The organism is Janthinobacterium silvisoli (assembly GCF_014200725.1).
In the GTDB taxonomy this organism is placed as follows: domain Bacteria; phylum Pseudomonadota; class Gammaproteobacteria; order Burkholderiales; family Burkholderiaceae_D; genus Janthinobacterium.
Window position 1 is genome coordinate 701161 of sequence record NZ_JACHCL010000001.1, and the last position, 13137, is coordinate 714297.

14 protein-coding genes are annotated in these 13137 nt (G+C 61.1%); 7 read left to right on the plus strand and 7 right to left on the minus strand.

Annotated elements, in window-relative coordinates:
- Positions 1-68 precede the first annotated feature (68 nt).
- From HDE75_RS03110 to HDE75_RS03120, 3 genes are read right to left on the minus strand one after another with little or no spacing between them, the layout of a single operon-like run.
- Positions 69-2345, minus strand: coding sequence for a xanthine dehydrogenase family protein molybdopterin-binding subunit (locus tag HDE75_RS03110; RefSeq protein ID WP_183676267.1), 2277 nt, complete (start codon positions 2343-2345; stop codon positions 69-71).
- On the minus strand, positions 2338-2811 hold the full coding sequence (locus HDE75_RS03115) for a (2Fe-2S)-binding protein (RefSeq protein WP_183676266.1): 474 nt from the start codon (positions 2809-2811) through the stop codon (positions 2338-2340). The genes HDE75_RS03110 and HDE75_RS03115 overlap by 8 nt, the downstream gene beginning before the upstream one ends.
- 18 nt (positions 2812-2829) lie before the next feature.
- Complete coding sequence (locus tag HDE75_RS03120; protein WP_183676265.1) at positions 2830-4110, minus strand: cytochrome c; 1281 nt, start codon at positions 4108-4110, stop codon at positions 2830-2832.
- A gap of 205 nt (positions 4111-4315) precedes the next feature.
- On the opposite strand from HDE75_RS03120, the gene HDE75_RS03125 reads away from it, so the two are divergent.
- From HDE75_RS03125 to HDE75_RS03150, 6 genes are all read left to right on the plus strand, one after another.
- Positions 4316-5968, plus strand: a complete 1653-nt coding sequence (locus tag HDE75_RS03125) for a Na+/H+ antiporter (RefSeq protein WP_183676264.1) — start codon at positions 4316-4318, stop codon at positions 5966-5968.
- A 165-nt stretch (positions 5969-6133) separates the two neighbouring features.
- A complete protein-coding gene (gene yfiR / locus HDE75_RS03130; RefSeq protein WP_311735058.1) occupies positions 6134-6712 on the plus strand; it encodes a regulatory sequestration protein YfiR in 579 nt (192 codons plus the stop codon).
- Positions 6713-6717: 5 nt separating this feature from the next.
- Positions 6718-7968 carry a diguanylate cyclase DgcN/YfiN gene (dgcN, locus tag HDE75_RS03135; RefSeq protein ID WP_260173639.1) on the plus strand — a complete coding sequence of 417 codons (1251 nt, stop codon included), beginning with the start codon at positions 6718-6720 and terminating at the stop codon, positions 7966-7968.
- Positions 7969-7985: 17 nt separating this feature from the next.
- Positions 7986-8489, plus strand: coding sequence for an outer membrane lipoprotein YfiB (gene yfiB / locus HDE75_RS03140; protein ID WP_183676262.1), 504 nt, complete (start codon positions 7986-7988; stop codon positions 8487-8489).
- The gene (locus tag HDE75_RS03145; protein WP_260173640.1) at positions 8486-8995 is read left to right on the plus strand and encodes a gluconokinase; all 510 of its coding nucleotides are present in this window, start codon (positions 8486-8488) and stop codon (positions 8993-8995) included. Before yfiB ends, HDE75_RS03145 begins: the two co-directional genes overlap by 4 nt.
- Before the next feature lie 70 nt (positions 8996-9065).
- Entirely contained in the window at positions 9066-9371 is a 306-nt protein-coding gene (locus HDE75_RS03150) for a DUF3144 domain-containing protein (RefSeq protein WP_183676261.1), read from the plus strand.
- 34 nt (positions 9372-9405) lie between these two features.
- On the opposite strand, the gene HDE75_RS03155 is transcribed toward HDE75_RS03150, so the two are convergent.
- The 4 genes from HDE75_RS03155 to HDE75_RS03170 all read right to left on the minus strand — a co-directional run bounded on the left by HDE75_RS03155 (position 9406) and on the right by HDE75_RS03170 (position 12489).
- A complete protein-coding gene (locus tag HDE75_RS03155; RefSeq protein ID WP_183676260.1) occupies positions 9406-9948 on the minus strand; it encodes a gamma carbonic anhydrase family protein in 543 nt (180 codons plus the stop codon).
- A 37-nt stretch (positions 9949-9985) separates the two neighbouring features.
- The gene (locus tag HDE75_RS03160) at positions 9986-10720 is read right to left on the minus strand and encodes a CPBP family intramembrane glutamic endopeptidase (protein ID WP_183752995.1); all 735 of its coding nucleotides are present in this window, start codon (positions 10718-10720) and stop codon (positions 9986-9988) included.
- A 122-nt stretch (positions 10721-10842) separates the two neighbouring features.
- Positions 10843-11460, minus strand: a complete 618-nt coding sequence (locus tag HDE75_RS03165; protein WP_183676258.1) for an OmpW/AlkL family protein — start codon at positions 11458-11460, stop codon at positions 10843-10845.
- A 132-nt stretch (positions 11461-11592) separates the two neighbouring features.
- The gene (locus HDE75_RS03170; protein ID WP_183676257.1) at positions 11593-12489 is read right to left on the minus strand and encodes a LysR family transcriptional regulator; all 897 of its coding nucleotides are present in this window, start codon (positions 12487-12489) and stop codon (positions 11593-11595) included.
- Positions 12490-12665: 176 nt separating this feature from the next.
- Here HDE75_RS03170 and fur point away from each other — a divergent pair, with 176 nt between their 5' ends.
- On the plus strand, positions 12666-13103 hold the full coding sequence (fur, locus tag HDE75_RS03175) for a ferric iron uptake transcriptional regulator (protein ID WP_183676256.1): 438 nt from the start codon (positions 12666-12668) through the stop codon (positions 13101-13103).
- The last annotated feature ends 34 nt before the right edge of the window (positions 13104-13137 follow it).

The following is a 13137-nucleotide window of genomic DNA, read 5'->3' on the forward strand; positions in this document are numbered from 1 at the left end:
CAGCCTTTAGTGTAACAGCCTGCGCCGGCTCACGCAGGGGCACGAAAGCAACTGTGTGATCAAGCTGATCACACAGCGCCATACCGGTCCAGCGCCTTCAATACCGCTTCCGGCCGTATCGGCAAATGCCGCACGCGCGCCGCTACCGCGGCAAAGATGGCGTTGCCGATAGCGGGTGCCACCACAGTTACGGGCGGTTCGCCCAGGCCCGTCGCCATCTCCGTACTGCAGATAAATTCAATGTCCAGTTCCGGCACGTCGGCCATGCGCAAGGGCAAGTAGGAATTCAGATTGCTATCCTTCACGGCACCGTTCAAAAACGCCGTACCTTCATGCAGCGCCATGCTCAGGCCCAGCAGTGCGCCGCCCTCGGCCTGGGCCAGCGCGCCATCAGGGTCAATAATCACGCCCGCATCGATCACCAGGGTCAGTTTTTCGACTTGCACCATGCAGGTCTTGCGGTCTACCCGCACCCTGGCTACGCAAGCCGTCCAGGTCGGCATGCCGCGCTCCTGGCCGCCCGTAGCGGCGATACCCAGCCCCGTGTCGGCCGGCATGGCGGCGCCCCAGCCGGCTTTTTCCGCAGCACGCCGCAGCACGTGGGCCAAGCGTTCGGCGCCGCCCGCATTGCGGCCCTTCCCCTGCAATAGCGACAAACGGAAATCGAGCGGATCGGCCTTGGCCGCCTGCGCCGCCTCGTCCATAAAACTTTCCACCGCCCAACTGGTCCAGGCCGGACCCGTGCCACGTAGCCAGCCGGGCCGGAAACTGCTATTGGCCTGGTCGTTGGAAACAGTGCGCACGCGCTGCGCTCCCACCGTGTACCAGTGGTCGGCGCCGGCGATGGCGGACGGATCATAGGGGTGGCCTTGCTTATCCTTGACCAGCCAGGCGGGGAACATCACCTGCGCGGGCCAGCCGGCGCTGGCTTCATGCTGCATGGCAATCACTTTACCCGCCCCATCAAAAGCCAAACGCAGATGCTGCAAGGAAGGTGAGCGGGGCGAGTCAACATGGCTATCGTCGGCACGCGTACAAATCAGCTTGACGGGACGGCCCAGTGCCTGCGCCGCCAGCGCGGCCGGCACGCAATAATCGCCATTCAGGCGCCGGCCCATGTTGCCGCCCAGCAGATAGGTATGCAAGACGATGTGGCTTTGCGCTACCTTCAATGCCTGCGCCAGCACGGGCAAGATCAGCGATGGCGCCTGATTGCCCGCATGCACATGCCATATGCCATCGATTTGCTGCACCAGCGCATTGAGCGGTTCCAGCTCGAAATGCAGCACGGTACTGGTGGTGTAGTGGCGCTCCAGGGTCAGCGCTGCCCCCTTGAATGCTTGCTCCAGACCATCGTCATCGACCACGCGCGCGCCCAGGCTGGCATCGTGGAGCTGCCTGGTGGCATAGGCCAGAATGTCCTGCTCCGACACATGCGCTGCCGCTCCCGTGCGCCATTTCACTTGCACCAGCTCGGCGGCGCGGCTGGCCGCCGCGTAGGAATCGGCATACACCATGACCCAGCCGGGCACCGTATTGCTGGGATCGTTCAAGGCGGCAGCCCCGATATAGCCCTTGATTTTACGGGCGGCCGTGTCGTCGATGGAAACGACCTTGGCGCCATGGCGCGTGGGTGGAATTTTTGGCCGCGCATGCACCATGCCTGCTACCTGGACATCGATGCCATAGACGGCCGAGCCATCCGTTTTGGATGGAATATCGAGCGCCTGCACGCTCTGGCCGATCAGGGTACGCTGCTGCGGTGTTTTCAGCACGATGGCCTGTAATTGCGCGGGCGTGTAGTGGCGGGCCAGCTTGCCACGGCGCACGATCTCGCCATACGACACGGAGCGGCCACGTCCATGCACCACGCCTAGTTTGGCCGTGCACGCGGCAACAGGTACGCGCAACAGCCTGGCGCCCTCCTCGATCAGCGCGATGCGTCCAGCCGCGCCGGCACGGCTGAGCGGATCGAAATCTTGCCATACGGAGCGGCTGCCAGCCGTCACCATCGGCCCCCACCTGGGATCGCTATCGACATACTGCAGGCGCACCTTGTCCCAATCGGCTTCCAGTTCCTCGGCAACGATGCGCGCCAGCGCCGTGCCGATATGCTGGCCCACTTCTGCCCTGGCGATATTGACGGTGACGATGCCGTCGCGGCCGATCCCGAACCAGATGCCGGGATCGAACGCAGGCGCGGCTTCTGGTCCGGATATCGCCGGCGCCAGCTTGCTATCGGCCAGGGAACTGTCGGCACGCAAAAAGGCCAAGGTAAAACCGGTGCCGGCGGCGGCGATCAGGAAACCGCGGCGGCCCGGCGAGACAGGTATGGAGTCATGCATGGGGCGGCATCTCCTGCCCACTGGCGGCCGCCAGCTTGATCGCCTTGCGGATGCGTACATACGCCATGCAGCGGCACAGGTTGCCACTCATCACGGCATCGATGTTGGCATCGGTCGGTTGCGGATAATCGCGCAGCAAGGTGGCCGCTTGCATGATCTGGCCCGGCTGGCAATAACCACACTGTGGCGCTTGCGCCGCGATCCACGCTTGCTGCAACGGGTGTTTTCCATCGGGCGACAAGCCTTCGATGGTGGTGATGGCGCACGCCTCGACAGAAGCAACCGGCGTGATGCACGAACGCACGGCGCGCCCATCCACATGTACGGTACAAGCTCCGCACAGGCCGATGCCGCAGCCAAACTTGGTACCGGTTAATTGGGCGACCTCGCGCAGCACCCATAGCAAAGGCGTTTGCGGATCGACATCGGCGGCGAGTGGCTGCCCATTGACAATAATATTATGCATACTGGTCTTTCAATTCAATCACTGGGCAGCACGGGCGCGGACCACCGCCGCTTCCAGCTCGGGCCACGCCGGCTGGCTGCTGCGGCTACGGCGCAGATAAGCGGCCAGCTGGGCAATATCAGCATCCGACAGCGCCTGCGCAAAGCCCGGCATCAAGCCTGGATTGTTTGATCCATGCAGTATCACCTGCAGCAGATTGGCCGGATCGGGCAAACTGACAGCGCTGTTCAAGCTCAGCTCGGGGCGCACCGCCACCGGCCGGCCATCGCTATTCGAGTGGCACGCGGCGCAAGCCGCCACATACAGGCTGGCGCCACGGTCATTATCGACCAGGCTGACCTTTTGCGAGTGGGCAATCGCCGCCTTGACGACCGCATCCACATCGGTCTTGCTGTGTTCCGCATCGGCCACATCGGCAAAATAGATGGCCAGCGCGCGCACGTCGCTGTCAGGTGCGCCCTTCAAGCCCTGCACGACTGTCGACATGGGTCCGGCCGCCACACCGTGCAAGGCGGTGGCGCCCGTGCGCAAGAAAGCAGTCAGCTCATCCTTCGTCCATGGCAGTGGCGCCGTATTGGCGCTGGTCAAGGCTGGCGCATACCAGTGGGCCATGGGACGGCCCAGGTAAGCGGAGCTGGCAATTTCGGCGCCCAGCGCATTGCGCGGCGTATGGCAGGCGGCGCAATGGGCCAGCCCTTCGGCCAGATAGCGGCCCCGGTTCCAGTCTTGTCCATGTGCAGCATCCGGCGCCAGCGCGCCTGGCTTGAAGTACAGCAACTTCCAGCCCGCCTGCAGCGCGCGCAAGTTCAGGGGAAACGGCAAGGTATTCGCGCGCGGCGCCGCATAGACAGGCGGGCGCGTCATGAAATAGGCGTACAGGGCCGTCAAATCGGCATCATTGACGTGGGTAAAATGTGTGTAAGGAAAAGCTGGATACAGATGGTCGCCATCGCGGCGCACGCCTTCGCGCATGGCGCGCTGAAATGCGGCCAGCGACCAGCGGCCGATACCGGTCTGCGTATCGGGCGTCAGATTGGTGGCGTAAATCGTGCCAAACGCGGTGGCCAGGCCGCGCCCGCCCGCATAGTCGGCGCCGTCTTTGGCCGTGTGGCAGGCGGCGCAATTGCCAATGCCGGCCAAGACCCGGCCTTGTTCGACCAGTTGCCGTGAAAAAGTCTCCGCGGGCGGCGGATTGATGGGCGCTATGGCGGGACGCCAGTAATAAGCGGCAACAACGCCGGCCAGGGCAAGTAACAGGGCCAGCAATATGGACAGGCCGGCAACAATCTTCTTAATCAAACGATAATTCCATTCAAAACAGGCTGGACACGCGGTGCAACAAACAGCGAACGGCATGGCAGTGGGATGCCCAATCTTACCCGATTGCGACTTGTTGCATGTACGCAAAGACAAGCCTGCCGATGGGTATCCACAGCAGGCGGGCACGGCTGAGGGGCACTGCGCTTTATAATCGTCTTTTCAGCACGCCGGCCTCGTTTCTCCCATGCATACCGTTACCGTAATCCTTATCCTGGTCCTGACCGTCGTCCTGTGCGGCTTTGCCGCCCGTACACGCTGGGTCAGACTACCGCTGCCGCTGGTGCAAATTGCCGGTGGCTCGGTGCTCGCCCTGCTCGGCATGCAATTGCCGCTCGACCCCGATATTTTCTTTCTGCTCTTCATTCCGCCGCTGCTGTTCCTCGATGGCTGGCGCATTCCCAAGGGGGCGTTTTTCAGCGATGCCCGCTCGATCCTGATGCTGGCCATCGGCCTGGTGCTGTTTACCGTGCTGGGCATGGGCTTCTTCATCGACTGGCTTATCCCCAGCGTACCGCTGGCCGTGGCCTTTGCCCTGGGCGCCATCCTGTCGCCGACCGATCCGGTAGCGGTGTCGGCGATTGCGGCCGGCAATCCGATTCCGCCACGCCTGATGCATATCCTGGAAGGCGAATCGCTTCTGAATGACGCATCGGGCCTGGTCTGCTTTACCTTTGCCGTGGCGGCCATGATGACGGGCGGCTTTTCCATCGGCGCTGCCTCGCTGAGCTTTTTACGCGAAGCGGGCGGTGGCATCGTCATCGGCCTGGCTATTTCCTGGGGTGTGGGCCTGGCCAATAAGTGGCTGGTCAGCAAGGTCGGAGAAGAACCGGGCTTGCAAATCCTGATCAGCATTCTGATTCCGTTCGCCGCCTATCTGGGCGCCGAGCAAATTCATGGCTCCGGCATTCTGGCCGCCGCCACGGCCGGTGTTTCCATGCATTACGCCGACCTGATCGGCCGCCCGCTGGCCGCTACCCGCACCCAGCGCAAGGCCGTCTGGGATACCGTACAACTGGTGTTGAATGGCGCCATCTTCGTCATGCTGGGCGCCCAATTGCCCGCCAGCATAGGCAGCCTGCAGGCGGCGTCCATCGAAGTGGGCGCCGGCAGCGCCTGGAAACTGCCGCTGTATGTGGTGGCGATCACCGTCGGCCTGACCTTCATGCGCTTCCTGTGGGTCTTCATTTCCATGAAACTCACCTTGTTCAAGCAAAACAAGAAAGACGGCCTGGCAGGCAAGGAGGGCAAGCAGCTGGTGCGTCCCAGCCTGCGCTTGCTGCTGGTAGCCTCGTTTGCGGGCGTGCGCGGCGCCCTGACCCTGGCCGGCATATTGACCCTGCCGCTCTTCTTGCCGGATGGTACGCGTTTTCCTGCACGCGACCTGGTCATTTTTATTGCCATGGGCGTGATCCTGCTGTCCTTGATCCTCGCCAGCATCACCCTTCCCCTGCTGACCAAGGGCCTGGTGTTTGCGCCGCCGGCCCGGCGCTCCAGCGAAGAGCGCAATGCGCGTTCGGCAGCGGCCGAAGCGGCCATCGCGCGGCTGGAAAAAGTATGCGAAGGCGTCAGCACGGAAGGCAAGCAGCAAGTCGTCACGGAAGCGGCGAACCGCTTGATCGAAGCTTACCGGCGGCGCCTGGCGTATGGCGAAAGCAGCAATGATGAAGCGGCCCGCATGCAGGAACTGGCCAAGGCGGAACGGGCGCTGCGCCTCGAAGCCTTGACGGCCGAACGCGATGAACTGTTCCGGCGCCGCATTTCCGGCGAACTCGATGACGCCATCCACTTGCGCCTGCTGCGTGAAATCGATTTACTGGAAGCCACCCTGGAAGAGTAAAAGCATGCCATATGGCAATAAATGCAAGCTTTTGATTAAGTGTTTATAATGCAAGGTTTTCGTGGTGATAGTGATTTACTTTCATCACACAGTTCCGTACAGTTTATGTGTGTGCTGTATTTACCACCTGACCTTGCTTGTAAATAATTAAAGATAGCCATCGCCGTGCCTTTCCTCTTCCGCCCCTGGCGCCGCCTGCCACTGCTGCTCGGCTGCCTGTTGCTGGCCTGCGCCACCGTCGGCACGGGTACGGCGTCGGCGCAAGGCGCGGCGCCGGCCACGCCCGCCAGCGCCGAAGCCAGGCGCCCGGCCGATATCGCCCAGATACTGTTCGGTATCATCAGCTATGTGCGCTGGCCTTTGGCGCGGCCGGAAGTACGCGTCTGCATGGTCGGCAACGTGCGCCAGGAAAATGCGATTACCGACACCCCGGCATCGAGCATGGGGCAGCGCGTCCGCCTGAAGATCCAGACCGCCGTCGGCGCCGCCAGCGAATGCGATGTCGTGTATCTGGGCAGCCTGCCCGACACCGAACGCGAGCAGTTGCTGGCGCAAATCATCGGCAAGCCCATCCTGTCGGTCAGCGAACCGGGCACTAGCTGCATCACCGGCACCATGTTTTGCCTGCGCCTGGTCGACACCCAGATCGGTTTTGACGTCAACCTCGACGCCATCGCCCGCAGCGGCTTGCGCGTGCATCCGAACGCGCTGCAGATCGCCCGCCGCAAGGCCCCTTCGCCATGAAATCCATGACCATCAAGAAACCCCGGCCCACCCTGGATAGCGTCTTGCGGCGCGCCCATCTGAGCGTCTCGCTGATCGCCGTGCTGGCGGCCGGCCTGACACTGACGGCCGTGGCGCTGCTGGCCCTGCGCGTGTATTCAGACCAGAATTTGCGCCTGGTGGCACGCTCGATGAGCTACACGGTGGAAGCGGCCGTGGTATTTGGCGATCCCATTGCCGCCAAGGAAGCGCTGGCCCTGATCGGCGTCAATGAAGATATAGACCAGGCCTGGGTCAAGGATAAGGAAGGCAAGATTCTGGCCCGCTGGGAACGGGGTGAACACGGCACGCGCTACTATATCGAGCGCGCGCTGACGGGCTGGATGCTGCCCGACCAGCTGACGTTTCCCATCACCCATGACGAGCAGGCGATCGGCAGCATCGCGCTGGTGCCGCACAGCCGCAGCCTGCTGCCCTTCTTGCTCACCGGCCTGTCTTGCCTGCTGGGCTGCCTGGTACTGAGCCTGGCCGTGGCGGTGCGCATGTCGCGCCGCATGGAAATCGACATCACGGCGCCGCTGCGCCATCTGGCTGAAACAGCGCACCGCGTGCGGCGCGAGCGCTCGTTTGAATTGCGTGTGCCAAGCGCCAATATTGCCGAACTCAATCAGCTCAATGATGACTTTAACGCACTGCTCGACGAGCTGGAAGCATGGCAAAGCCATCTGCAAAAGGAAAATGCCTCACTGTCGCACCGCGCCAACCATGACAGCCTGACGGGCTTGTCCAACCGTGCCTTTCTGGAAACGGAACTGGAGCGGGCCGTCAGCGAAGCGCGTATCAGCAATGGCAAGGTAGCCGTGCTGTTTCTCGACAGCGACCGCTTCAAGTACATCAATGACACCTACGGCCACGCGTCGGGCGACCGCGTGCTGGTAACGATCGCCGCCCGCATCAAACAGCAATTACGCGAAGGCGACCTGGTGGCGCGGCTGGGCGGCGATGAATTTGCCATCCTGCTCAAGCCGCTGCGCCACAGCAGCGACGCCATGCATATCGCCGACAACATCATCGCCGTCATGTCGCAGGCGATCGAATTGCCGACCGGCGAGAGCATCGTGACTTCGCTGACCATCGGCGTGGCCGTCTTCCCCGACCACGCCATCGATTCTGCCTCGCTGGTGGGCGCGGCCGACGAAGCGATGTACCGCGCCAAGCAGGCCCAGCGCGGCACGCGCGAAGTGGCACGCCTGTCGTGCAACCATCCTCCAACATGATGACAAGGAGCTTCACCATGCATTTTATTTATCAGCGTCTACGCCTGGGTTTCCTGGGATTGCTCATGCTGAGCCTTTTGGCCGCTTGCCAGAGCACGCCAGCAACGACATCGCCCTTCAATGCCGCCCAGGTAGCCACCTTGAAGGAACAGGGTTTCTATCAAACGGATGAAGGCTGGGAGCTGAGCTTTACCGACAAGCTGCTGTTCGACTTCGGCGCATCGAGCCTGAACAGCGCCAGCCGCAACGGCATCCAGAAAATCAGCGCAGCCCTGTTGAAAGTCAACATCACCCACTTGCGCGTGGAAGGCCATACCGACAACGAAGGGGCCGAAGCGCTTAACAACAAGCTGTCGCTGGCGCGCGCCAACGTGGTGGCCGACGCCATGGGCACGGCAGGGATTCCACGCAACAACATGATCGTGCGCGGCCTGGGCATGAGCAAGCCGGTAGCGTCGAACGCCAGCAAGGCGGGTCAGGCTGAAAACCGCCGCGTTACCGTCATCGTCACCTCGCCATGACGGCAAGCCGGACAAACACGCTGCGCTGGGTCGTGATGGGCGTGTCCGGCTGCGGCAAGAGCAGCGTCGGCAGCCTGCTGGCCAGCCAGTTGAAAGTGGACTATGTGGAAGGCGACGAGCTGCACCCGCCAGTCAACGTGGCCAAAATGGCGGCCGGCGTGCCGCTCACCGATGCCGACCGCGCCGGCTGGCTGGCCACCTTGCGCGAGCGTATCGCACTGGCGCGCGCGCAAGGCGTCGGCCTGGTGGTCTCGTGCTCAGCGCTGAAACGCGCTTACCGCGATCTCTTGCGCGAGGGCGATCCCGCCTTGCGCTTTGCCCACCTGGCAGGTCCGCGCGAAGTGCTGCAGCAGCGCATGCAGCGCCGGGAGCACTTCATGCCGGCCAGCCTGCTGGACAGCCAGTTACAGACTTTGCAGCCACTGCAGGCCGATGAAGCAGGCATCGTGCTCGATATCCGCCAGTCGCTGCCTGACCTCGTGGAACAGATACTGCAAGCGGCTTGAACCTTGTCCTGGCGGCTGGACAGCCTGCAGCGCGCTGTGTAGACTGGCATGCACTTTCATGAGGAGTTGTATGAGCACACCAAAAACGGCCCCCGAATTCTGGGAACGGGCTGACCAGATCATCGCCGTAGCCAATCAGCAATGCGAGCACAGCAATGGCGGCGAAGTAGCGACTTCGCTGCTGTATGCCGCTGCCCGCTTCAACGCCTTCCTGGTCGCCAGCAAGACCAATGACCCGGTCAAGATGCAGCAAGAAAAAGAAGAAGCCGTCGCCTTTTTCACCGAGCAATACAAGCGCATGCTGAACGATAACTTCAACGACTATATCGCCAACTTCGCCAAATACACCGATCCTGCCGCCGCTCCCAAGGCTTGATCTTTACGCCGGCCAAGGACACCCACGCCTGCCGTCAGGCGTCATCCTTGCCGGCCAGGTAATTGTTCTTCACACGCACATAGTGCTCGGCCGAGTAGCGCAGGTAGGCGATCTCGGCTTCCGTCAGGGCGCGCACTTTCACGGCCGGCCGGCCCACGTACAAATGCCCGCTTTCCAGCACCTTGCCGGGCGACACCAGGCTGCCGGCGCCCAGCATCACGTTTTTCTCGACCACCACATCATCCATGACGATGCTGCCCATGCCGATCAGGCATTCATCGCCGATGGTGCAGCCGTGCAAGATGACGGAATGGCCGATGGTCACGTATTTGCCGATGGTCAAAGGCGAACCCTCGGGCTTGGACGCGCTCTTGTGCGACACATGGCCCATGGAAAAGTCTTGCACATTGCTGCCCTCGCCGATGACGATGCGGTTCACGTCGCCGCGCAGCACGCTGTTGCACCAGATCGAGCAATCGTCGCCGATCTGTACATCGCCGATCACTTGCGCCGTGCCGTGCAGATAAACACGTTCACCGACCACGGGACGGGTATTGAGGTAAGAACTCAGAGGCATGGTTTTCTCGCTTCAGACTAAAAATAAACAAACAGTATTACACCCAGCCGGCTGCCAGCGCAAAAATCGCCAGGCCATGCGCCAGCGACGCACCCAGCAAACCGGCACGACTATATACCAGCCCCGCCACCACGCCTTCGATCACGGTAAACACCAGAATGGGCGCACCCACCTGGGTGACGGTGGTAGCCAGGAAAGCATGGCACAGGCCAAACAGCAGGCCCGACACCAGCGCCGCGCGCGCGGCCGGCATGTGTTCCTGTAACTGCTGCTGCAGCAAGCCGCGAAACAGCAGCTCTTCATAACAGTTGGCCGCCAACGCAAATACCAGCAACAGCGGCAGCAAAGAGGTCTCGACAGGCGGCAAGGACGGCAAGCCGGACAGCGCTTTCAACATCATGGCCAGCAACACCACCAGCGCTGCGCCGGCCAGGCCCCAGGCGGCAGAGATGGCATAGCCCTCCCCTTTCCAGCTAATGCGCGATCGCATCTCTTTTTCCAAACCACAAATGCTACCCACCAATCCCAGCGATATGGCGCCCAGCGCCAGCAAGATCAACGGAGGCGCTGTAAAGCGCAAGCCTCCGGCCGCCACTTGCCAGTAACCATGGATTGTCATCGCATCGCGCGCCAGCACGAAAAACAGTATATGCACCAGCACGCGCAGCAGCGCCAACTGGCGCGGCACGGTCAGCAGCAAGGCGCCGCAGACGACAAACGCGGGGGTAATGGCCAGCAGGTATTGCATCAGGGACTGCAGTTCAGGCATCATCAAAAGGGAAATGCATGCAAAAGTGCCAATCGACACGACGGCAGCAATTGTATGCGGCAACAAAAGAAATAGGCGAAAAAAATCCGGCTGCGTGAGCCGGATTCCATGACAGCGCGAGTTGCTTAGAAGCGATAACCGACGCCCACGCCGATCAGCCATGGATCAACTTTGACCTCGCTGGCCTTGGCGCCCGAGATAAACACATCGCTGCGGATCTGCACTTTCTTGACGTCGAAGTTCAGCGACCAGTTCTTGTCGAACTTGTAGTCAGCGCCCGCTTGCAAGGAGAGGCCCCAGCTGTCGTGTTCAAGGCGGCCGGCGCCGTCCAGCAGATTGACGCCCGACATGGTGGTGTAGTTCACGCCCGCGCCCACATAAGGGCTGAACTGTTTTTCCGGCGTGAAATGGTATTGCAGGGACAAGGTCGGCGGCAAATGTTTGAAGGTGCCGATCTTGTTGCCGTCGAGCGTGACGTCATGCTTTTGCGGGTAGGTCAGGATCAGCTCGGAAGCGATATTGGGGGTAAAGAAATACGAGATATCGATTTCAGGAATCGTCTTGCTGCTGACATGCAAACGATCGGATGCGCCCACGCCGCCGATCGGAGCAGACTTGTCGGCCGGGTCAATATGCACGGCGCGGACGCGGACCAGCCACGGGCTTTCCTCTGCCATTGCATTGCCGGCGTAGGCGCCGAGGATGGCCAGGACGAGTGCTGCTGCAGTTGCGGACTTTTTCATTTCATTCTCTCTGTCGTTAAGTAACGCTGTGCAGTCTAAAAGTGCAGTGCAGCAAAAACTTTGATCCACATCAAATAGCTCCCGATGACGATCACAGAGGGATTTTTTCCTTTACCTAAGTCAAAAAGCGGCTCAATGCACGCCGGCAAACAGGCTGGCCAGCCAATCCGCAAACACGCGCACCCGGGACGACAGTTGCCGGTGATGCGGATACATCACGGAAACGGGGACAGGATCCGGACGCAGTGCCGGCAAGATTTCACACAGCTCGCCAGCCGCAATCGATGACGCCAGATGATAACGGGGCGCCTGTATCAAACCCATGCCCGCGCGGCAACAGGCGTGATACGCATCAGCATTATTGACCGACACCGTGCCCGGCAATTCCAGGCTCTGCAGCTGGCCATCGACCTTGAATTCGAATGGCCACAGCTTGCCGGTATGGGCAGAAAAGAAATTGACGGCGCGATGGCCCTGCAAATCGGCCAGCGTGTGCGGCGTGCCGTGCGCAGCCAGGTAGGCGGGACTGGCGCACGTTACCTGTTCCAGCAGCGCCACCCGGCGCGCCACCATGGACGAGTCCGTCAACACGCCCACCCGCAAGACGCAATCGACACCTTCGCGCACCAGATCGACCAGGCGGTCGCCCATGCCGATTTCCAGCTCGATCAGCGGGTAGCGGACGCAGAACTGGTCCAGCACGGGCATCACGAAATGCATGCCCAGGGTGCTATGCATATCGATGCGCAACTTGCCGGCTGGCTGCTGCACGGCTGCCGAAAACACGTTTTCCGTCTCTTCCAGGTCCGCCAGCAAGCGCACGCAGCGCTGGTAATAAGCCTGGCCATCGAGCGTAGGCGTCACCTGGCGCGTGGTCCGGTGCAACAGGCGCACGCGCAGCCGCGCTTCCAGTTGCTTGATCGCATGCGTCACCGTCGCCTTGGGAAAACCCAGATCATTGGCCGCCTGCGTAAAACTGTTCAGCTCCACAATGCGCGTAAATATCCGCATCGCATCAAATCGGTCCATAGTCGCCTCATTGTTTATCCTTACTGCACAGTGTAGCGATATCGCTCAGGCCTTTCCAGTTGTATCAACAAATTCATGCCGCACAGAACAAATGAGAATAGTAATTATTATCATTTGCGATATAATATTGTGGTACGCCAAGGCCATAGTCAGGGCATCCACAAGAAAGGGAGACAATGGATATATTGAGGGAACTGCGGGATTCAGGTTTGAAAGTCACGATCCCCCGTTTGCGCATCTTGCAGCTGTTTCAGGAAGGATCGATCAAGCACTTGAGTGCGGACGATGTCTATAAGCTCTTGCTGGCTGAAAAAATCGATGTGGGCCTGGCCACCATTTACCGCGTGCTGATGCAGTTTGCCGAAGCGGGTATCTTGTTTCGCCGCCATTTTGAATCGGGCCACGCGGTGTTTGAACTCAATGAAGGCCAGCACCACGACCATCTGGTCTGCACAGGCTGCGGCAAGGTCGATGAGTTCGTCGATGAAAGCATCGAGCTGCGCCAAAATGAAATCGCCGCCGAACGCGGTTTCGTGCTGCACGAACATGCGCTGTCGCTGTACGGCACCTGCGCCGATTGCACGGCCAAAAAAATTCCTCCTCGCAAGGTCTGAGCGCGCCAGGCATCACGCGATCTGGCAAGCCAAG